The sequence below is a fragment of the Anaeromyxobacter oryzae genome (assembly GCF_023169945.1).
Taxonomy (GTDB): Bacteria; Myxococcota; Myxococcia; order Myxococcales; family Anaeromyxobacteraceae; genus Anaeromyxobacter; species Anaeromyxobacter oryzae.
Genome location: NZ_AP025591.1, coordinates 5,952,325 through 5,971,987, shown reverse-complemented (window position 1 = coordinate 5,971,987; position 19,663 = coordinate 5,952,325). Strand labels below are relative to the sequence as shown.

Below are 19,663 nucleotides of genomic sequence, written 5' to 3'. Positions count from 1 at the left end.
GACTCCCGTCGTGACCGGCACCTCGGACTCGCGCCCGCCGCAGGAACCGACCTCCGCCCGCCCCGACGCCGACCGGAAGGGCGGCCTGCTCGGCCGCTGGTTCGAGCCGGTGAGGGTCCCGCGGGACGCCGGTCCCACGCTGCACGAGCTCGCCGCGCGCGGGAGCCTCGTGTTCGTGATGCGGTCGCCGGGGCTCCTGAACTTCCTCTACCTGCGCTGGTTCCTCCGCCGGAGCGGGCTCCCGCCCCTCCGCGCCGCCCAGGGCTTCTCCGGGTTCCTCGGCCGGCTCGCGCGCGTCCGCCGGACCCGCCGCGCGTTCGAGGACGCGGTCGGTACGGGGCACTCGACGCTGGTGTTCCTCGGCCGCGGGCCCGCCGAGAAGGATCCGTTCGCGGCCCTCGTGCGCCTGCAGCGGGACCTCTTCCAGCCCATCTTCCTCGTGCCGGTGCTGCTCGTCTGGAGCCGCCGCGCCCAGAAGCTGAAGCCGTCGCTGTGGGACGTTCTGTACGGATCGCCCGAGGCGCCGAGCGCCCTCGCGAACGGGATCGCGTTCCTGCGGAACTTCCGGCGGGCGTTCTTCAACGTGGGTCGCGCGGCGGATCTCAAGTCGTTCCTCGTCGACCGCGCCGCCGAGGCGGACGCGGCCATCGCCCGGAAGATCCGCGGCGCGCTCCACCAGCACCTCGCCCGGGAGTTCCGCACCGCCGTGGGCCCGCCGCTCCAGGGGCCGTCGCGCGTGCGGGAGAAGGTGCTCCGGGATCGCACGCTCCGCGCGACCGTGGAGCAGGTCGCGCGCGAGGACGGCCGGCCCGCCGCCGCGGCGCTCGCCGAGGCCGAGAAGGACCTGAAGGAGATCGCGAGCCGGTACGACCCGGCGCTCATCCAGGTCCTCAGGCCGGTGCTCGCCTGGCTCTTCGGCCGGCTCTACACGAGCGTCGAGGTGGACGAGGAGGGGCTCGCGCGGGTGAAGCGGGTGGCGGGCGACGCGCCCATCGTGCTCTGCCCGAGCCACAAGAGCCACGTCGACTACCTCGTCCTCTCGTGGCTGCTCTACGAGAACGGGATGACCCCGCCGCACGTCGCGGCCGGGATCAACCTGGCGTTCTGGCCGTTCGGGGCCATCGCCCGCCGCGGCGGCGCGTTCTTCATCCGCCGCAAGGTGAAGGGCGACCGCATCTACACCGCGGTGCTGCGCGCGTACGTGAAGCACCTCCTCCGCGAGCGGTTCCCGCAGGAGTTCTACGTCGAGGGCGGCCGGAGCCGGACGGGGAAGCTGCTGTTCCCCAAGACGGGGCTCGTCTCGATGGAGGTGGACGCGTGGCTCGACGGCGCGGCGGACGACGTCGTCTTCGTCCCCATCTCCATCGACTACGAGAAGCTCATCGAGGCCTCGAGCTACGCGAAGGAGCTCGCGGGCGGCGAGAAGGAGAAGGAGAGCCTGAAGGGGCTCCTCGGCGCCGCCAAGGTGCTGTTCCGCCGGTACGAGCGCCTCTACGTGCAGTTCGAGGAGCCGATCTCGCTCGATCGCGTGGCGCACGAGCGGCTCGGGGCACGCGCCGCCTCGCTCTCGGTGGACGACGCGTGGGGCGGCGAGGCGGAACGCTCCTCCACGGCGGTGCTCGCACCGGGCGCGCGCGACGCACCCGCCGAGGCGAAGCGCCAGCTCGTGCAGGCCCTCGCGAACCGCGTCGCGTACGGGATCAGCCGGGCGGTGACGATCACGCCGGTCGGGCTCGTCGGCGCCGCCCTCCTCTCCCACGTCCGGCGCGGCCTCGCCTCCGCGGAGGTCGCGCGCCGCGTCGAGCTGCTCCGCTACGTCGCCGCCGAGGGCGGCGCCCGGTTCGCGCGCGACCTCGCGGGCGCGCCGTCGGATCCCCGCCAGCCGGGGCCCATCGCGGACGCGGTGCGCCGGCTCGAGCGCGGCGGCCTCGTGCGCGTCGAGGTCGCGGCGGGCGACACGATCTACCAGGTCGTGGACGAGAAGCGCCCCGTGCTCGACTATCACCGCAACGCGGTGATCCACCGCTACGTCGCACCCGCCCTCGTCGCCGCCGCCGTGCGCGCGGGCGGCGCTGCGGGATCGCCCGAGGACGAGGTGCGCGCCCGCGCGAAGTGGCTCTCGCGGCTGTTCAAGCTCGAGTTCATGTACCGGGTCGGCGCGAGCTTCGACGACATCTTCGACCAGAACGTCGCGTTCCTCGTCCGCGTCGGCGCGGTGTCGCGCGACGGCGAGCGCCTCCGCCCGGGCGCCGAGGCCGAGCTGCTCGCGTTCCTCGGCGAGTTCATGCGCGCGTACCTCGAGGCGTACCGGCTCGCCGCGACGACGGCGGCGGCGCTCCTCGGGCCCGACGCGCCGCGCCACGGCGGCGTCGATCGGCGGGCGCTCGTGAAGGAGGCGCTCGAGCGCGGTCGCGGAGCCTTCCTTTCGGGGCAGGTCGCGCTGCGCGAGTCGCTCTCCAAGGCGACGCTGGAGAACGCCGTGGAATGGATGATCGGCCAGGGATTGTTGGCGGAAGACGGTGGCAAGCTCCGGCTTCCGCGCGAGGGCGATGTCACGGAACTCCGCGGCATCATGGACGGAATCGCTCCGCATCTCGCCGTGTGAGATGCGTCACGCCCCTTCCACACGCCCCCTCGCCCGCGCTAATCTCCGCCTCCCGCGCAGCACGTTTCTGAAGAACTCGGAGTCGTACCCGCGCTTTCCGTCTAAGCAGGACGAAATCTACGGAGGCTGAACGCATGTCGAACCGGATTCTCCACAAGGGCCTCAAGTCGAAGGTGATGTCCGCCGAAGAAGCGGCCGCGATGATCCCGAACGGCGCCATCCTCGGCATGTCGGGCTTCACCGGCGCCGGCTACCCGAAGGCGGTTCCGATCGCGCTCGCCAAGCGCGCGATCGAGGAGCGCATGAAGGGCAAGCCTTTCAAGGTGACCGCGCTCACCGGCGCGTCCACCGGCCCCGAGCTCGATCAGGCGATGGGCCTCACGGAGGCGATCTCCTTCCGCTTCCCGTACAACGGTGACGCGGTGATGCGCGAGAAGTTCAACGCGGGCGTCATCGAGTACCAGGACATGCACCTGAGCCACGCCGGCTCGCTCGTCCGGTACGGCTACTACGGCCGCAAGGACAACAAGCTCGACTTCGCCGTCATCGAGGTCACGAAGATCAAGGAGGACGGCACGATCGTCCCCTCGTCGTCGGTCGGCGCGAACACCGCGTACTTCGACGTCGCCGAGAAGTACATCCTCGAGGTCAACGAGTGGCAGGACGAGCGCCTCGAGGGGATGCACGACATCTACACCGTCTCCGGCAAGCACGGTGAGCGCGGGCCGATCCCGGTGATGAAGGCCGACGACCGCGTCGGCACGCCGACGTACACGATCGACCTCTCGAAGGTCGCGGCGGTGGTGGTCACGAACAACCCCGACCGCAACGCGCCCTTCAAGGCCCCCGAGGACGTCCACAAGAAGATCGCCCAGCACATCCTCGACTTCTTCGACGGCGAGGTGAAGGCGGGCCGGATGCCGAAGAACCTGCTCCCGCTGCAGTCCGGCGTGGGCAACATCGCGAACGCGGTGCTCGTCGGCCTCAACGAGGGCCACTTCGAGGGCATGACGAGCTACACCGAGGTGATCCAGGACGGCATGCTGGACCTCCTCGACTCCGGCAAGCTCAAGGTCGCCTCGGCGACGGCGTTCTCCGTCTCCCCCGACGGCCAGGTCCGGTTCAACAAGAACATCGACCGGTACCGGAAGCAGATCATCCTCCGGCCCCAGGACGTGTCGAACCACCCGGAGGTCATCCGCCGCATCGCCTGCATCGCGATGAACGGGTTCGTCGAGGCCGACATCTACGGCCACGTGAACTCGACGCACATCGCGGGCAAGGGCATCGAGAACGGCATCGGCGGGTCGGGTGACTTCGCCCGCAATTCCGCGTACACGATCTTCATGTCCCCGGCGACCGCCAAGGACGGGAAGATCTCCGCCATCGTCCCGTTCGCGTCGCACATCGACCACACCGAGCACGACACGATGGGCATCGTGACCGAGTTCGGCTTCGCCGATCTCCGCGGCAAGAGCCCGAAGCAGCGCGCCAAGGAGATCATCGAGAAGGCCGCCGCGCCGGAGTTCCGCCCCATCCTGTGGGACTACTTCAAGCGCTCGATGGCGAACCCGAGCGCCGGCCGCCACACGCCGCACATGTTCGAGGAGGCGTTCTCGTTCCACACCCGGTTCCTCAAGACCGGCGACATGAAGCCGAAGAAGTAACCGCTTCAGGTCTCGCGCAGTCAGGCATCGAGACGGCCGCCCGCGAGGGCGGCCGTCTTGTTTTCAGCGGAGCGTGCCGCCCGCGCTCGCTTATGCTCCCCGCCATGCCCGACCTCGATCTCCTGAAGGCGATGGACACCGCCCGCCGCGCCGCCGAGTCCGCCACCGCGGCGAGCCTCGCCCACTTCCGGCGCGGCGTCCGCGTCGAGGTGAAGCCCGACCGGACGCCGGTCACGCAGGCCGATCGGGACGCCGAGGCGGCCGTCCACGCGGTGATCCGCGAGGCCTTCCCCGACCACGGCTTCCTCGGCGAGGAGACCGGCGCGCACGCGGGCGGCGCCGCGAGCCGGACGCGCTGGATCGTCGACCCGATCGACGGCACGAAGGGGTTCACCCGCGGCCGCGCCTTCTGGGGACCGCTGGTCGCCTGCGAGCACGAGGGGCGGATCGTCGCCGGCGCCATGGCGCTGCCCGTGCTCGGGGAGGTGTACTGGGCGGCGCGCGGGCTCGGCTGCTGGCTCCGGACGGGCGACGCCGCGCCGCTGCGTTGCCAGGTGTCGGGGATCGCCGCCTGGGAGGATGCGACGCTCTCGCTCGGCGAGCCGCACGTGCTGTTCCGCAAGCCCATGCTGGAGCGCGTCGCCGCGCTGGCGATCGGCGCCCAGACGGCGCGCTGCTACGGCGACCTCGCCGGCTGCGCGCTGGTGCTCAGGGGCCAGGCGGAGGCGTGGGTCGAGGCTGGCGTCCAGCTCTGGGACCTCGGACCGATCCCGGTCCTCGTCGAGGAGGCGGGCGGAACCTTCACCGACCTCGACGGGAAGCCGACGCTCGAGTCCGGGAGCTGCGTGGCGTCGAACGGGAAGGTCCACGCCCACGTGCTGCGGGCGCTCCGCGGCTGACCTCGCCGCCGGCGCGCCCATCCCGCCGCGCGCCGACGACTAGCGCCCCCCCGACCGGACGACCTTCAGCGCCCAGTCCCGGCGCAGGCGCGGATCGAGCTGCGGCGCGCACGGCAACGGGTTCGCCCAGCACTGGTCTCCCGCGACCGGCACCGTGACCTCGTAGCCGGACTCGGCGACCTTCCGCGTCGCGACCGCGGTCGGCAGATCCGGCCAGGCCGCGACCGGCAGCTGCCACGTGCGGTTCACCGCGCGGTCGTAGACGCCCGTCGTCTGGAGCGCGTACACCCCGCACCAGACCAGGGCGACGCACAGCGCACCGCGCGTCGCGGCGTCGGAGAGGATCGGCCCCCGGCTGAGCGCGAACGCGAGAGGCAGCAGCGCGACGGAGAAGAGGAACCCGAACGCGAACCTGGCGTCCGGGGCCGAGAGGAACCAGAACGCGACGCCGCCGAGCGCGATCCCGAACGTCACGACGAAGGCGCGCGACGCCCAGCGGGCGCTCGCCACCGCCGTCGCGAGCCCCAGCGCGATCAGGACGGCGAGGGCACGATGATCGGGTCTCTCGAGGACCCTCGCGGTCCACGGCTCGACCCATGCCCAGTTGCCCAGGACCTGGTCCGGCGAGAGGCCGGGCCGCCGCGCCCACGAGTAGATCCACCGCGCCAGCGTCCGGACGTCGGACCGGCGCACCGCCCACGGAAGCGCGTCGACGCAGGTCGCGGCCACGGGGTAGACGGCGCAACCGGAGAGGAGGAAGGAGCGGACGATCCAGGGCACCACCGCGACCCCGATCGCCGCGCCCATGCCGGCCAGCCACCGCCGCCCGACGGAGGCGCGGCGCGCGAGGACGATCAGCGCGCCGCCGACCACGAGCGGCGCGGCGGAGATCTTGATCGTCGCGGCGAAGATCGACAGCAGCGCCGCCGGATACGCCTCCGCCGCGAACTCCCGCGCCGGCTCGAGCGCCCGCGCCCACAGCGCGAGCGCCAGGGGGATGAAGATCGTGAGGGCGTGGTCGGACGCCTGGGCGCCGAGCCCTTCCGTCGCGTGGGCGATCGGGATCACGAGCGCGGCGAGGACGAGGTTCGCGAAGGTCCGATCGCCGTCGACGAGGCGCTGCATCGCGACCACCGCGCCGGCGCTCGCGAACGCGATCGGCAGGATGGTCACGAAGAACGCGCTCCGACCGGCCGCGAGCGGGTGCTCGAGCATCGCGCTCAGCACGAACCACGTGCCGTTGAACGCGAGACGCCCGTGGAGGTTTGCGAGCCCGATCTCGATCCGGCGCTCGCCGATCCACTTCACCGTCTGGAGCCAGTACAGGCCCGCGTCGTAGTGACGGGTCGGGGACTGCATCAGCAGCAAGCACGCCAGGACGGCCGCGACGGTGCCGAGGAGCTCGACGCGCGAGAGCCCCTCGAGCAGCCACGCACGCCGCCACCAGAAGAGCGAGAGCCCGAGCACCCACGCGCAGGCGGAGACGACGGGCGCCAGCGGGACCACGAAGTGGAGCAGGATCCCGAGCGCGGCGAGGACGCCCAGCCCGAGCACGCCGGACACGCTCCGCCGCAGGCCTGCGTCGCCGCAGCGGAGCAGCGCCCCGTACCCGAGGACCGAGGGGATCCAGGCGAGGACCGTCAGGAGGATGCAGATCATCTGGCGCGGCCCACTCTAGCGTCGACGCCGGGGACGGGCGAGCGGCTTTCGCACGATCGGCCGCGTCGGGCTCCGGCGCGCCACCTCCGTGAACCCCTCCGCCGCGAACGGCGCCGGCGCGCCGGTGTACATGAAGGCGTCGCCGAGCGCCTTCCGCGCGTCGACCGGGTAGGCCTCGAGGAGCGTCCCGCCACTCGCGCGTGCGTGGTCGGCGGCGGCGGCGATGAGCGTCCGGGTGAGGCCCCGGCCCCGGTGCGAGCGCGCCACGAAGAAGCAGGTGATCGACCAGACCGGCGCGTCGTCGACGGGGGCGAGGTTCCGCGAGCGCGCGAGCCGCGGGTAGGCCGTCCGCGGCTCGAGCGCGACCCATGCGACGGGCACGTCGCCGTCGTAGGCGAGGAGACCGGGCACGTTCCCGGCACGGACGTACGCCCGGAGCGCGCGCCGGTTCCCCTCCCCCTTCCCGGCGTTCCACTCGGGGCGCGGCACGCGCCACCACATGCACCAGCAGCCCGCGCAGGCGCCGCGCGGCCCGAAGAGCCGCTCCAGATCCGGCCAGCGGTCGGGCGTGAGAGGGTGGACGGCGACGCCGGGTGGCGCGGCCGGGCGGCGGCGACGGGTCGGCATGCGCCGGTTCTAGCGCGCCCGGCGGCACGGCGCGAAGGGAACGAAAGCGGAAGGTTGACGGAAGGAGCACGCCGGCGTCTCATCGAGCCGTGCCCCCAGCCGGCCTCCGCCCCGACGCGTTCGAGCCGCGCTCCGAGCGCGGCGGGACGAGACGGCTCTCGGTCGTCGTCGGGACCGGGGTCGCCGTCGCGGTCACCGCCGGCGGGACGTTCGTGCTCGCGGAGCCGTACCTCGGGTTCGTCCCCTGGGGACTCCTCGCAGCCCTCGTCTTTCTCGGGTCGCTGGCCGTGGCCGGCGCCTGGATGCTCTGGAGGATGTACACGGAGCGGAACGAGCCGGGCTCCGTCACGCTGCGCGACTTCGCGCCCGAGGTCGCGCTCGCCGGCGCCGGCGTGATCGTGCGCTCCCTGTGGCCCTTCGCGCCGGACTGGGCCCGCATCTTCTCGACCGTGCTTCTCGGGCATCTCGCCCTCGTCGTCCTCCGGCACGTCTTCGCGCGCGGGGAAGACTTCACGTCGCCAGGAGCGCCACGAGCGCCAGCGCCGCGACGAGCAGGCTCGAGGAGAACCAGAACGCGACCGTGAGCACCGCCAGCTTCTGGCCGGTGGCGGCGCCAGCCCTCGCCGCCGGCGCGCCGGATGGCGAGCGCAGTCCAGGCGAACGCGGCGACGATGCCGCACAGGACGAGCGACCCCTCGCGCTCACCCCTGCGCGCGCCGGAACAGGTCGACGACCGCGCCCGGCCGGCCGGCGACCCGCGCGCGGCCGCGGGACCACTCGCGGAGGCCCTTGATCTGCTCCTCGTACGTCTTGAAGAGCGGCACCACGTCCTGCGCGATGCGGCGGAGGTCGGCCGTCTCGAGCTCGCGCCCCTGGGCGTACGCGCGGTGCAGCGCGCCGATGACGACCTGCTCCAGCTCCGCGCCGGAGTAGTCCGGGCACAGCTCGGCGATGGACGGGACGTCCACCGCACCGGGATCCCGGCCGCGGCGGCGCAGGTGCAGCTCGAGGATCTCGCGGCGCGCCTCGAGGTCCGGGAGGTCCACGAAGAAGAGCTCGTCGAAGCGGCCGCGGCGGAGCAGCTCGGGCGGTAGCCGCGAGACGTCGTTGGCGGTGGCGACGACGAACACCGGGCCGCGCCGCTCCTGGAGCCAGGTCGAGAAGGCGCCCAGCACCCGGGCCGCGCGCGGGTCGCCGCCCTCCCCGGGGGCGCTCCCGGCGAAGCCCTTCTCGATCTCGTCCACCCAGAGCGCGACCGGAGCGAGCGCCTCGGCGGCCTCGAGCGCGCGGGCGAGCCCCTCCTCCGCCCCGGCGCGCGCCCCGAGGACGCGCGGCAGGTCGAGACGCAGGATGGGGACGCCGAGCCGCGCCGCCGCCGCCTTCGCCGCGAGGGACTTCCCGCAGCCCTGCACGCCGACGAGGAGCACGCCGCGCGGCGGCGGGAGCCCGAAGCGCGACGCGTCCGGATCGAACGCGAGCGCGCGCTCCTCCATCCACGCCTTGAAGGTGGCGAGCCCGCCCAGGTCCTCCGGCCGATCCGGTGCCTCGACGAGCTCGAGCCCCAGGTCGGCCGCGAGCAGCCGCTTCTTCTCGGCGGCGATGGCGGCGATGGCGTCCGGCCCGAGGACCGCGTCCCGCCGGAGCGCACGGGTGAACGCCCGGCGCGCCTGCACCTCCGAGAGGCCGCGCGCAGCGACGAGGGCCCGGTGGCGGACCTCGGCGGAGAGCGGCGACGGGGCGGCACCGTGGGTCAGCCCTGCGTGAACCACCTCGAGGAGCGCCGAGAGCTCCGCGTCGTCGGGGAGCGGCAAGCGGACCACCGCGACGTCGCCCTGCAGGCCGTCCGGGATCGCGACCCGCGGCGCGACGATGGCGAGGCAGCGGCCCTCCGCGGTGAGGCGCGGGACCAGATCGCGGAGCCTGCGGGCGACCGCGGGTGCCTCGAGGGCCAGGTGGAAGTCGAGCGCGACGGCGAGGAACGGCGCCGACGCCTTCGCCAGCGCGTCGAGGAGCGCCGCGGGATCCCGCGCCCCGGGCGCCTGCGGTTCGAGGCCGCGCTGCGACGACCAGACGCCGGTCCGGGCGTCGAACGCCGCGGCCGCGGCCTCGCACGCTGCGACGGCGCGGTCCTCCTCCGGCGTGACGAGGTAGACGACGGGTGTCCCGGCCGACCAGAGCTCGGCGATCTCGGCGGCCACGCTCACGGGTTCGCCTCCATGTCCGCGGTCGCCCGCATCGCGTCATTCTCCGCGGGGCGTGCCGCCCCGCCCCGCCGGCAAAGCCGTCGGGGCCCCACCCCGGCTGCGCGGGGCCCGTGTTCGCGCGCGCCGGCATTCGCCGGTGCGCGCGCGAACCCCGCGTCGAGGGGCTTCGCCCCTCCCCCGCTGCGCGGGGCCCCCTCCCGGCTCACGGGTTCGCCTCCATGTCCGCCGTCGCCCGCATCGCTTCCTCGAAGGACGTCACACCGGATGCGACCTTGCGGACCGCGTGCTCGCGGAGGGAGCGGAGCCCATCCTGGCGCGCGGTGCGCTGCAGGACCTCCGGCGTCGCGCCCTCGGCGACGAGGTGGCGGAGGCGCGCGTTGACCGGGAGGATCTCGAAGATCCCGCTCCGGCCCCAGTACCCGGTGTAGCGGCACTTGGCGCAGCCCTGCCCGCGGCGCGCGAGGAGCTTGCCGGCGTGGTCCTCCGGGTGCGGGACGCCGAGCGCGTGCACCTCGTCGGCGGTGAGCGGGACGTCGCCCGCGCACGACGGGCAGACCTGGCGGACGAGCCGCTGCGCGACGACGCCGGTGAGCGTCGCGGCCACGAGGAAGCTCGGCACCCCGAGGTCGCGGAGCCGGGCGACGGCGCTCACGGTGTCGCTCGTGTGCAGCGTCGTCAGCACCATGTGCCCGGTCAGCGCCGCCTGGACCGCCTGCGTCGCGGTCTCGGCGTCCCGGATCTCGCCGACCATGATGACGTCGGGATCCTGCCGGAGCACGTGGCGGAGCGCCTCGGCGAAGCTCGTCCCCGTCTTGGGGTTCGCCGCGATCTGGTTGAACTCCTCGTGCACCATCTCGATGGGGTCCTCGATGGTGACGACGTTCACCTCGGGCGAGGTGAGCGCCTGGAGCGCCGAGTAGAGCGTGGTCGTCTTGCCGGACCCGGTCGGGCCGGTCACCACCACGAGGCCGTGCGGGCGCAGGAGCCAGCGCTCGAACACGTCGCGCTCGTCGGAGAGGAACCCGAGCTCCGACAGGTCGCGGACGAGGACGGTGGGGTCTAGGACGCGGACCACGACCTTGTCGCCGAACGTGGTCGGGATCGTCGAGACGCGGAGCTCCATCTCGGCGTCGCCCCGCGCCGTGCGGATGCGCCCGTCCTGCGGGCGCTTCAGCGCGATGTCGAGCCGGCTCATGATCTTGAACCGGTTCGCGATGGCGCCGTGGACGGTCTTCGGGATGCGATGGACCGGGTGGAGGACGCCGTCGATCCGCATGCGGATGATCGACTCCTCGCGCCGCGGTTCGATGTGGATGTCGCTCGCACGCTGCTCGAACGCGTAGTGCAGCAGGTACTCCACCGCGGCGATGACCGGCTCCGAGGACGCCTCGAGCGCGTCGATCCCGGAGAGGTTCACGAACTGCTCGAGGTTCGTGACGTCCGGCGCGCCGGGCCCGCCCTCGAGCTGGACCTTCGCGTCCGAGATCTGCTGGCGGAAGCCGTAGACCTCCGCGATCGCCCGGTGGATGTCCGACGGCGACGCGAGCACCGGCTCGATGTCCGCGCCGGTCAGCCCGCGGAGGTTCTCGAACAGCTCGCGGTCGAACGGGTTCGCCGCCGCGACGATCAGCGCCCCGTTCCGGCGCTCCAGCGGGAGCACGGCGTGCTTGCGCGCGAACGGCCGCGACAGCGTCCGGGTGATGAGCGCCGCGTCGAGCTTCAGCGGGTCGATCTTCCGGTAGCCGAGGCCGACCGCGGTCGCGACCGCCGCCGTGACCTTGTCCTCGTCGACGAGCTCGGAGTCGCGGCGCGCGTCCGGGAACTCGAAAGAGGCGAGCACCTCGACGGGCGAGAGCTCGGCCCTTCGCAGCGCGCGGCCGCCGCCGCGCGCGGTCGAGTCGCGGAGGAGCCGGGCCCGCTGGACGTTCTCGCGGGCGAAGGCGGTCCGCTTCGCGTCGTCGGTGAGGATCCCCTCGCGGGCGAGGAGGTCGGCGACGAACTCGAGGGTGTAGTCGGTGGCGCGGTAGGTGCGTGGCACGGCGCGGGGAGTCTAACCCGGCGCCGCCGGGGCCAGAAGATCGTGGCCGCCGGACCACGGCCCTCATCCCCTTACATCGGATCTGCTCGCCCGACCGGGCGAGGGCTTCAGATCCCTCAACCCACCGGGCCGCAGCGCGGCGGCGGCCCGCCGGCACCGCTCGCGGCGCCGGTCCGGGTGGCGGCCGGCCGCGACATGCGCCGGGAGACCTGGCGGCTCCGGCACGCAGGGCACGCGACCTCGGCCTCGTCGGCCCGGCGCACGATGAGCTCCTCGAAGTCCTTCCCGCACCCCTCGCACGCGTACTCGTAGATGGGCATCGCCGCGTGAGAGCCGACCCGCGGCCGAACGGTTCGGGGCCGGGCGTGCGCGGGCGGGATCAGCGCCCGTGGGCGGCGGCCGGCTCGTTCCCGGGCGTCTCGGCCGGGGGGCGTCCCGTCGCGTCCGCCAGGATCTCGGCCGCCTCCGACTGGATCGTGTTCCGCGCCAGCGTCACCGACGCGATCACCAGCACCGACATCGCCGCGAGCATCGCGACGCCGAGGCCGAAGGTGGCGAGCGGGATCTCCGAGGGGACGGCCCAGTATGCCTGCCCGAGCCACAGGAGCGACGTCACCACGAAGGCGAACAGCGCGCCGTAGTTGAGCAGGAGCGCCCGCGAGTAGAGGCCGTGCCGGCGGTCCAGCACCGCGATCTGCCTGCGGACGGTCGCGCGCCGCGGGGACGCCGCCGGCAGCTCGCGCCACTCGCGGGCGAGCTCCCGGAGCCTCATCGCCATCCGGGCGGTCTGGTTGTCGAGGCCGAGGGCGACGAGGCCGCACGCGGAGACCATCACGGCGGGCGTGACCGCGGCGCCGATCTGCTGGAGCGCGTTCATCGGCGGGGATCTAAGGGGACCCGCCCTCCCCCGCCCCGTGCCCGTCGCCTGCCGCCGGCCGATCGGACGCACGGCCCCCAGGCCTGCCGGGAGGCCTCCGCAGCCCCCCCGCGCTGCGGCGCCCAGATCGCGTTCCTCGCGATCAGCGGTGCTTGCGCGCCTTGCCTTCCGCGGCACGGCGCGCCGCCGGCCGTGCGCGCGCGGGGACCGTGATCCTCGCGCCCGGCGGAGGCCCGCGGAGCCGGTCGCGCTCGCGGTCGTACAGCTTGATCGCGTCCCGCAGCACCTGGAGCGCCTCGGAGCGCCCCTGCGGCTCGGAGACGAGCACCTTCTTGTTCTCCAGGGTCTTGTAGTCCTGGAAGAACCGCTGCAGCTCGCGCAGCCGGTGCGGAGCGATCTCGGCGACGTCCGAGTAGTCGGCGTAGCTCGGATCGTCGGCGTGGACGGCGATGAGCTTGTCGTCCTCGCCCTTGTCGTCGCGCATCTTCATCACGCCGATCACCTTCGCCTGCATGATGGCGAGCGGCTGGATGACCTCCGAGCAGAGGACGAGGATGTCGAGCGGGTCCCCGTCGTCGCAGTACGTGCGCGGCACGAATCCGTAGTTCGCCGGATAGTGAACGGCGGAGAAGAGGATCCGGTCGACGAGGAGGAGCCCGGACTTCTTGTCCAGCTCGTACTTGACCTTGGAGCCGGTCGGGATCTCGATGATCGCCGGGATGGGATCCTCGATGTACCGGGGCAGCTCGACGTCGTGCCAGGGGTGCGTGGCCACTTCGTGCCGTTCCTTTCGTGGCCGCGGCGGCGGCCGCTCTCGCTAGATGCCCGCGCCGAAGGCGAACCGCTGCTCGCTGGCCTCGGCCTGGGTGACGCGGCTGCCCGGGGGCACGCTCTTCATCAGCCAGACGTTGCCGCCGATGGAGGAGCCCTTCCCGATGGTGATCCGGCCGAGGATCGTGGCGCCGGCGTAGATCACCACGTCGTCCTCGACGATGGGGTGCCGGTCGATGCCCTTGATCGGGTTGCCGTGCTCGTCGAGCGGGAAGCTCTTCGCGCCCAGCGTGACGCCCTGGTAGATGCGGACGTTCTTGCCGATGATCGACGTCTCGCCGACGACGACCCCGGTGCCGTGGTCGATGAAGAGCTTCTCCCCGATCCGCGCGCCCGGGTGGATGTCGATCCCGGTGAGCGTGTGCGCGTACTCCGTGATGATGCGCGGGATGAGCGGCACGCCGAGGACGTGCAGCGCGTGGGCGAGCCGCTGGTTCGTGACCGCGAACATGCCCGGGTACGCGAAGATCGCCTCGTCCCGGCTCCTCAGCGCCGGGTCGCCCTCGTAGGCGGCCTCGACGTCGGAGTGGACGAGGCGCCGGATCTCCGGGAGGAGCCCCAGGAACGACTTCGTCACCGCCTGCGCGGCCTCGAAGCAGTGCGAGCAGGTGTCGACGTCGTGACGTTCCGTGAATGCGACGCCGCGGCGGATCTGCTCCTCGAGGGACCGCATCGCGCGGGCCAGCGTCGCGCCCACGAAGTAGTGCAGGCTCTCGTCGTGCAGGTCGCTCGTCCCGAAGTAGCCGGGGAAGAGCACCGCGCGGAGGTCCTCGACAATCTTGATCACCGCCTCGCGCGACGGGAGCGTGACGCGGCCGCCGGGCGTGGAGGTCGTGCCGGAGGCGCCCCGGCACAGGTCGTCGACCACGGGCGCGAGGGTGATCTGGTCGACCGCCGGCGCCTTCTTCGAGTCGCTCACTTCTGGTCCTCCCAGAGCCAGGTGGAGAGGTACCGCTCGCCGGTGTCTGGCATCACCGCCACGATGAGCTTCCCCTCGTTCTCCGGGCGCCGCGCGATCTCCCGCGCCGCCCAGATCACGCCGCCGTCCGAGATGCCCGCGAGGATGCCCTCCTCGCGGCACAGCCGCTTCGCCATCTCGCCGGCGTCCTCGTGCCTCACCTTCACGATCTCGTCGATGACCTTCTGATCGAGCACCTTCGGGACGAACCCGGCGCCCCAGCCCTGGATCTTGTGCGGCCCGGGCTTGCCGCCCGAGAGCACCGGCGAGTCCGCCGGCTCACCCGCCACGATCTTGAGCCCCGGCTTCCGCGGCTTCAGGACCTGGCCGACGCCGGTCACGGTGCCGCCGGTGCCGGTCGCGCAGACGACGATGTCGACCTTGCCGTCCGTGTCCCGCCAGATCTCCTCGGCGGTGGTCTTGCGGTGGATCTCCGGGTTGGCCGGATTCTCGAACTGCTGCAGGAGGAGGTACCGCTTGTCCTCGGCGGCCATGTCCTCCGCCCGCTTGATGGCGCCCTTCATGCCCTCGGCGCCCGGGGTGAGGATGAGCTGGGCGCCGAAGGCGGCGAGGAGCTTCCGCCGCTCGATGCTCATGGTCTCCGGCATGAGCAGCACGAGCTTGTAGCCCTTGGCGGCGGCGGCGAACGCCAGGCCGATGCCGGTGTTCCCGGAGGTCGGCTCGAGGAGGATCGTGTCCTTCTTGATCCGCCCCTCGCGCTCGGCGGCCTCGATCATCGACACGCCGATCCGGTCCTTCACGCTGCCGGCGGGGTTCAGGCTCTCGAGCTTCGCCACGACGGTCGCCTTGGCTCCGTCGAGCACGCGGTTGAGCCGCACGAGGGGGGTGTTTCCGATGAGCTTGGTGATGTCTTCCGCGATCCGCATGAGGTCTCCGGGGAGCCAGAGGTTATCAGATAAGAGGACCGATCCGGTCCACGGAGATAGCGGTGCTACGTGGAGTTCGCATCATCCTCCGCCAGCGCGGCGTCGATCTCCTCCTCGGTCGCGGTCGCGCCTGCCGCCTCGGCGGCATCCACCCCGGGCGGGACGTCCGCCGTCGCCTCCACGACGTCAGGCGCGTCCGGCCGGTGGAAGAAGTCGAACACGGCGCCGGCCTGCTTCGGACCGAAGCCCTCGACCTCGGCGATCTCGTCGAGGGTCGCCTCCTTCACCCGCTTCAGCGCGCCGAAGTGACGCAGGAGCGCCTTCTTGCGGCCGGCGCCGATGCCCGGGATCTCCTCGAGGACGCTCTGGAAGTTCCGCTCGCGGCGGAGCTTCCGGTGGAAGGTGATCGCGAACCGGTGCGCCTCGTCCCGGAGCCGCGCGAGGAGGAACAGCTCGGCCGAGTTCTGCCGCAGCACGATCGGATCCTTCCGGCCGGGAAGGAACACCCGCTCCGGGCTCCGGGCGAGCTCGGAGACGTACCCCTTCTCCGCGGCCTCCGCCGCGTCGGCGAGCTCCGCTGCCGCGCCGCCGTGCACCGCCGGCGCCCCGCGCCGCGCGCGCCGGCCGACGACGCGCGCCGTCCCGAGCGCGGCCGCGTCGAGGAGGCGGCTCTTGGCGAGGCCGCACAGCTCCACGAACGGCGCCCCCTCGTTCCCGGGAGAGGGCTTCGTGGGGACGCCGAGATCCTTCGCGGCCGCGAGCGCGGCGTTGAGCTGCCCCTTACCGCCGTCGATGACGATGAGGTCCGGGAAGGCGCCCTCCGCGAGCCCGCGCCGCAGCCGCCGCGTGATGACCTCGTACAGCATCGCGAAGTCGTCCTGCCCCGCGACCCCCTTGACCTTGTACCGGCGGTAGTTCGCCTTGTCGGGCTCGCCGTCCTTCATCGAGACTCCGGAGCCCACCGCGAGCGCGCCCTGGAACGTCGAGATGTCGTAGCACTCCATCCAGCGCGGCGGCCGGGCGAGGTGCAGCGACCGGACGAGCGCGGCCATTGCCTGCTCGCGCCGCTCGTCCTTCTCGTGCCACGACCGGAAGCTCTGCTCCGCGTTCCGCGCGGCGACCTCGAGCAGGTCGGCCTTGGCGCCCCGCTGCGGGGTGAGGAGCCGCACGCGCCGGCCGCGCCGCTCCGCGAGCACGTCCGCGAGCGCGTCCGCCTCGGTCGGCTCGATCGGCACCAGCACCTCGTCCGGCGCGGGGTTCTGCTCGTAGTAGAGCGAGAGGAACGAGGAGAGGATCTCCGCGTCGGGGAACTCCTGCTCGTGGAACGGGTAGCTGCGGGAGTCCTGGAGCTTGCCCCCGCGCATCGCGAGCACCTGGACCACGAGATCGGGGCCCTCGCGGTAGAGCCCCACCACGTCGCGGTCCGCCCGGTCGCTCATCAGGACCCGTTGCTTCTCGAGGCTCCGCTCCACCGCCTGGAGCTGGTCGCGCAGCCGCGCCGCGTCCTCGAACCGGAGCGCCGCCGCGGCCTCGTCCATCCGCGCGCGGAGCCGGACGACCAGCTCGCTCTCGCGGCCCTCGAGGAACTCCACCGCGTCCTCGACGGAGCGCTGGTACTCGTCGGCGGGGACGTCGTACACGCACGGCGCCGGGCACCGGTGGATCTGGTAGAGGATGCACGGCCGCTTCCGGTGATCGAACACGTGGTCCGAGCAGGTCCGGAGCTGGAAGTGGCGGTTGACCACCCGGAGCGTCTCGCGGATGGACGACGCCGAGGAGTACGGGCCGAAGTAGCGTGCGTCGGGCCGGCGCGGCTCGCGCGCGCGGCGCACCTCGAGGCGCGGGTACGGGTGGTGGCCGTCGAGGCGGAGGACGATGAAGTCCTTGTCGTCCCGCAGCCGCACGTTGAAGCGCGGCTTGTGCTTCTTGATGAGCTCGTTCTCGAGGAGGACGGCCTCCTTCTCCGAGCGCGTGACGATCACCTCGATGTCGCCGAGGAGATCGTCGAGGAGCGCGACGAACGCGCGGTCGTCCCCCCGGCCGCTGTCGAAGTACGAGCGCACCCGTGAGCGCAGGCTCGAGGCCTTGCCGACGTAGACCACCTCGCCGGCCCGGTCCTTCATCAGGTAGCAGCCGGGCTCCGGCGGGAGCGCGTCGAGCTTCTGGCGGAGCGTGTCGTTCATCCGGGCTCCAGCAATTAGCCCGAAACGGGCGGCGGATCACCTGGGGCGACGACTGCGGCGACGACCTCAGCGCCGGCGCCGCCGCTGCTGCGGGCGGCGCGCGCCGCCCCGCAGCGTCCCCATCGCCGCCGCGCTCGCCACCGCCCCGCTCCCGAGCACGCCCTTCATGCCGGCCGCCTTCGCGGGCAGCCCGAGCTGCAGGTCCTTGAGGGCGAGGATCCGGTCGCGCAGCTCCGCCGCCTTCTCGAAGTCGAGCGCCTGCGCGGCCTCCTTCATCTCGACCTCGAGCGCGCCGACGATCTCCGGGATCTGCTCCGGCTTGTACTCGGCGCCCTCCTCGGCGGCCATCGGCACCGTGAGGTAGTCCGCCTCGACCACCGCCATGTGGAGGTCGGTGATGTTCCGCTTCACCGTCTGCGGCGTGATCCCGTGCTCCGCGTTGTACCGCCTCTGGATCTCGCGGCGGCGATCGGTCTCCTCGAGCGCCTGCCGCATCGAGTCGGTCACGCGGTCCGCGTACAGGATCACCCGCCCGTTCACGTTCCGCGCGGCGCGCCCGATGGTCTGGATGAGCGACACCGCCGAGCGGAGGAAGCCCTCCTTGTCCGCGTCGAGCACCGCGACGAGCGACACCTCGGGGATGTCGAGCCCCTCGCGGAGCAGGTTGATGCCGATGAGGACGTCGAACTCGCCCTTCCTGAGGTCGCGGATCAGCGCGCTCCGCTCCAGCGTGTCGATGTCGGAGTGGAGGTAGCGGCAGCGGACGCCCACGTCGGTGAAGTACTCGGTGAGGTCCTCCGCCATCCGCTTCGTGAGCGTCGTGACCAGGACGCGCTCGTTCGCCTCGGCGCGCTTGCGGACCTCGCCGAGGAGGTCGTCGACCTGCGAGCCGACGGGCCTCGTCTCGACCTCCGGGTCGGTGAGCCCCGTCGGCCGGATGATCTGCTCGACCACCACGCCCTGCGCCTTCTGCAGCTCGTACTCGGAGGGCGTCGCCGAGACGTAGATCGCCTGCCTCGGGATGCGCTCGAACTCCTCGAACTTGAGGGGCCTGTTGTCGAGCGCCGACGGGAGGCGAAACCCGTACTCGACCAGCGTCTCCTTGCGCGAGCGGTCGCCGCGGTACATCGCGCCGATCTGCGGGACGGTCTGGTGCGACTCGTCGATGACGAGGAGGAAGTCCTTCGGGAAGTAGTCGAGGAGGCACGGCGGCGGGTCGCCCGCCTTCCGCCCGGAGAGCCACCGCGAGTAGTTCTCGATGCCCGGACAGACGCCCATCTGCTCGAGCATCTCGAGGTCGAACATCGTCCGCTGCTCGAGGCGCTGGGCCTCGAGGAGCTTGTTCGCGCCGCGGAGCTCCTGGAGGCGCTCGCGGAGCTCCTCGCGGATGCCGCTCATCGCGCGGGCGCGCGTCTCCGGCGCCGAGACGTAGTGGCTGTTCGGGAAGATCGCGACCTTGTCGATCTCGGCGAGGGTGACGCCGCGGAGCGGATCGAACTCGTGGATCGACTCCACGGTGTCGCCGAAGAACTCGATGCGGACGGCGCGGTCCTCCTCGTACGGCGGGAACACCTCGATGGTGTCGCCGCGGACGCGGAAGGTCCCGCGGTGGAAGTCGAGGTCGTTCCGCTCGTACTGGATGTCGATGAGCGACCGGATGAACCGGTCGCGGAGGAACTCCTGCCCGCGCTCGATCTGCTGCAGGAGGCCGTAGTACGCCTCCGCGGTGCCGAGGCCGTAGATGCAGGAGACGGAGGCCACGATGAGCACGTCGTTCCGGGTGAGCAGCGCGTGCGTCGCCGCGTGCCGCATCCGGTCGATCTCGTCGTTGATGGACGAGTCCTTCTCGATGTAGGTGTCCGTGGACGGGACGTACGCCTCGGGCTGGTAGTAGTCGTAGTAGCTGACGAAGTAGTGGACGGCGGCCGTCGGGAAGAGCTCCTTGAATTCCCCGTAGAGCTGCGCGGCGAGCGTCTTGTTGTGAGCGATGACGAGCGTCGGCCGCTTGACCTGCGACACGACGTTCGCGACCGTGAAGGTCTTCCCGGAGCCGGTGACGCCGAGGAGCACCTGGTGCGCGTCCCCGCGGCGGAGCCCGCCGGTCAGTTCCTGGATCGCGCGCGGCTGGTCACCCGTGGGCTGGAAGACGCTCTGGATGTCGAAGGGCACCGCGGCATTCTAACGGGGTGTCCCGCTCCGTTCAGCGGCGCGACGCCACGCTCCGTCCC

The 19,663-nt window shown here is 72.3% G+C and carries 15 protein-coding genes; 4 read left to right on the top strand and 11 right to left on the bottom strand.

Annotation, left to right across the window (positions count from 1 at the left end; all coding sequences use genetic code 11):
• The first annotated feature begins 10 nt into the window (after positions 1-10).
• From AMOR_RS26135 to AMOR_RS26125, 3 genes are all read left to right on the top strand, one after another.
• Complete coding sequence (locus AMOR_RS26135; RefSeq protein WP_248355582.1) at positions 11-2,605, top strand: 1-acyl-sn-glycerol-3-phosphate acyltransferase; 2,595 nt, start codon at positions 11-13, stop codon at positions 2,603-2,605.
• A gap of 134 nt (positions 2,606-2,739) precedes the next feature.
• Positions 2,740-4,272 carry an acetyl-CoA hydrolase/transferase family protein gene (locus tag AMOR_RS26130; protein WP_248355580.1) on the top strand — a complete coding sequence of 511 codons (1,533 nt, stop codon included), beginning with the start codon at positions 2,740-2,742 and terminating at the stop codon, positions 4,270-4,272.
• Positions 4,273-4,376: 104 nt separating this feature from the next.
• Positions 4,377-5,171 carry an inositol monophosphatase family protein gene (locus tag AMOR_RS26125; RefSeq protein ID WP_248355578.1) on the top strand — a complete coding sequence of 265 codons (795 nt, stop codon included), beginning with the start codon at positions 4,377-4,379 and terminating at the stop codon, positions 5,169-5,171.
• A gap of 39 nt (positions 5,172-5,210) precedes the next feature.
• On the opposite strand, the gene AMOR_RS26120 is transcribed toward AMOR_RS26125, so the two are convergent.
• Together AMOR_RS26120 and AMOR_RS26115 are read right to left on the bottom strand one after the other, a co-directional pair.
• The gene (locus AMOR_RS26120; RefSeq protein WP_248355577.1) at positions 5,211-6,830 is read right to left on the bottom strand and encodes an LIC_10190 family membrane protein; all 1,620 of its coding nucleotides are present in this window, start codon (positions 6,828-6,830) and stop codon (positions 5,211-5,213) included.
• 15 nt (positions 6,831-6,845) lie between these two features.
• A complete protein-coding gene (locus AMOR_RS26115) occupies positions 6,846-7,457 on the bottom strand; it encodes a GNAT family N-acetyltransferase (RefSeq protein ID WP_248355575.1) in 612 nt (203 codons plus the stop codon).
• Between the two features lie 89 nt (positions 7,458-7,546).
• Here AMOR_RS26115 and AMOR_RS26110 point away from each other — a divergent pair, with 89 nt between their 5' ends.
• Positions 7,547-8,041 carry a hypothetical protein gene (locus tag AMOR_RS26110; protein ID WP_248355573.1) on the top strand — a complete coding sequence of 165 codons (495 nt, stop codon included), beginning with the start codon at positions 7,547-7,549 and terminating at the stop codon, positions 8,039-8,041.
• A gap of 117 nt (positions 8,042-8,158) precedes the next feature.
• On the opposite strand, the gene AMOR_RS26105 is transcribed toward AMOR_RS26110, so the two are convergent.
• The 9 genes from AMOR_RS26105 to uvrB all read right to left on the bottom strand — a co-directional run bounded on the left by AMOR_RS26105 (position 8,159) and on the right by uvrB (position 19,604).
• Complete coding sequence (locus AMOR_RS26105) at positions 8,159-9,661, bottom strand: AAA family ATPase (RefSeq protein ID WP_248355571.1); 1,503 nt, start codon at positions 9,659-9,661, stop codon at positions 8,159-8,161.
• Between the two features lie 202 nt (positions 9,662-9,863).
• Positions 9,864-11,699, bottom strand: coding sequence for a GspE/PulE family protein (locus AMOR_RS26100; RefSeq protein WP_248355569.1), 1,836 nt, complete (start codon positions 11,697-11,699; stop codon positions 9,864-9,866).
• A gap of 116 nt (positions 11,700-11,815) precedes the next feature.
• Positions 11,816-12,019, bottom strand: a complete 204-nt coding sequence (locus AMOR_RS26095) for an FmdB family zinc ribbon protein (RefSeq protein ID WP_248355567.1) — start codon at positions 12,017-12,019, stop codon at positions 11,816-11,818.
• 59 nt (positions 12,020-12,078) lie between these two features.
• Positions 12,079-12,576 carry a DUF2721 domain-containing protein gene (locus AMOR_RS26090; protein ID WP_248355565.1) on the bottom strand — a complete coding sequence of 166 codons (498 nt, stop codon included), beginning with the start codon at positions 12,574-12,576 and terminating at the stop codon, positions 12,079-12,081.
• A 142-nt stretch (positions 12,577-12,718) separates the two neighbouring features.
• Entirely contained in the window at positions 12,719-13,351 is a 633-nt protein-coding gene (locus AMOR_RS26085; protein ID WP_248355563.1) for an inorganic diphosphatase, read from the bottom strand.
• Between the two features lie 42 nt (positions 13,352-13,393).
• Complete coding sequence (gene epsC / locus AMOR_RS26080; RefSeq protein ID WP_248355561.1) at positions 13,394-14,326, bottom strand: serine O-acetyltransferase EpsC; 933 nt, start codon at positions 14,324-14,326, stop codon at positions 13,394-13,396.
• The gene (gene cysK / locus AMOR_RS26075; protein WP_248355559.1) at positions 14,323-15,252 is read right to left on the bottom strand and encodes a cysteine synthase A; all 930 of its coding nucleotides are present in this window, start codon (positions 15,250-15,252) and stop codon (positions 14,323-14,325) included. Before cysK ends, epsC begins: the two co-directional genes overlap by 4 nt.
• Before the next feature lie 65 nt (positions 15,253-15,317).
• Positions 15,318-17,435 (bottom strand): excinuclease ABC subunit UvrC, encoded by a 2,118-nt coding sequence (gene uvrC, locus AMOR_RS26070; protein ID WP_248355557.1) that lies wholly within the window; start codon positions 17,433-17,435, stop codon positions 15,318-15,320.
• Between the two features lie 66 nt (positions 17,436-17,501).
• Positions 17,502-19,604: an excinuclease ABC subunit UvrB gene (uvrB, locus tag AMOR_RS26065; RefSeq protein WP_248355555.1), complete on the bottom strand. Its 2,103-nt coding sequence runs from the start codon at positions 19,602-19,604 to the stop codon at positions 17,502-17,504.
• Positions 19,605-19,663: the final 59 nt, after the last annotated feature.

Bases quoted from the DNA above. Each gene is read 5' to 3' on its own strand.
- AMOR_RS26130 (WP_248355580.1), top strand. From the start codon at position 2,740: ATGTCGAACCGGATTCTCCACAAGGGCCTCAAGTCGAAGGTGATGTCC.
- AMOR_RS26125 (WP_248355578.1), top strand. From the start codon at position 4,377: ATGCCCGACCTCGATCTCCTGAAGGCGATGGACACCGCCCGCCGCGCC.
- AMOR_RS26120 (WP_248355577.1), bottom strand. From the start codon at position 6,830: ATGATCTGCATCCTCCTGACGGTCCTCGCCTGGATCCCCTCGGTCCTC.
- AMOR_RS26115 (WP_248355575.1), bottom strand. From the start codon at position 7,457: ATGCCGACCCGTCGCCGCCGCCCGGCCGCGCCACCCGGCGTCGCCGTC.
- AMOR_RS26095 (WP_248355567.1), bottom strand. From the start codon at position 12,019: ATGCCCATCTACGAGTACGCGTGCGAGGGGTGCGGGAAGGACTTCGAG.
- AMOR_RS26090 (WP_248355565.1), bottom strand. From the start codon at position 12,576: ATGAACGCGCTCCAGCAGATCGGCGCCGCGGTCACGCCCGCCGTGATG.
- cysK (WP_248355559.1), bottom strand. From the start codon at position 15,252: ATGCGGATCGCGGAAGACATCACCAAGCTCATCGGAAACACCCCCCTC.
- uvrC (WP_248355557.1), bottom strand. From the start codon at position 17,435: ATGAACGACACGCTCCGCCAGAAGCTCGACGCGCTCCCGCCGGAGCCC.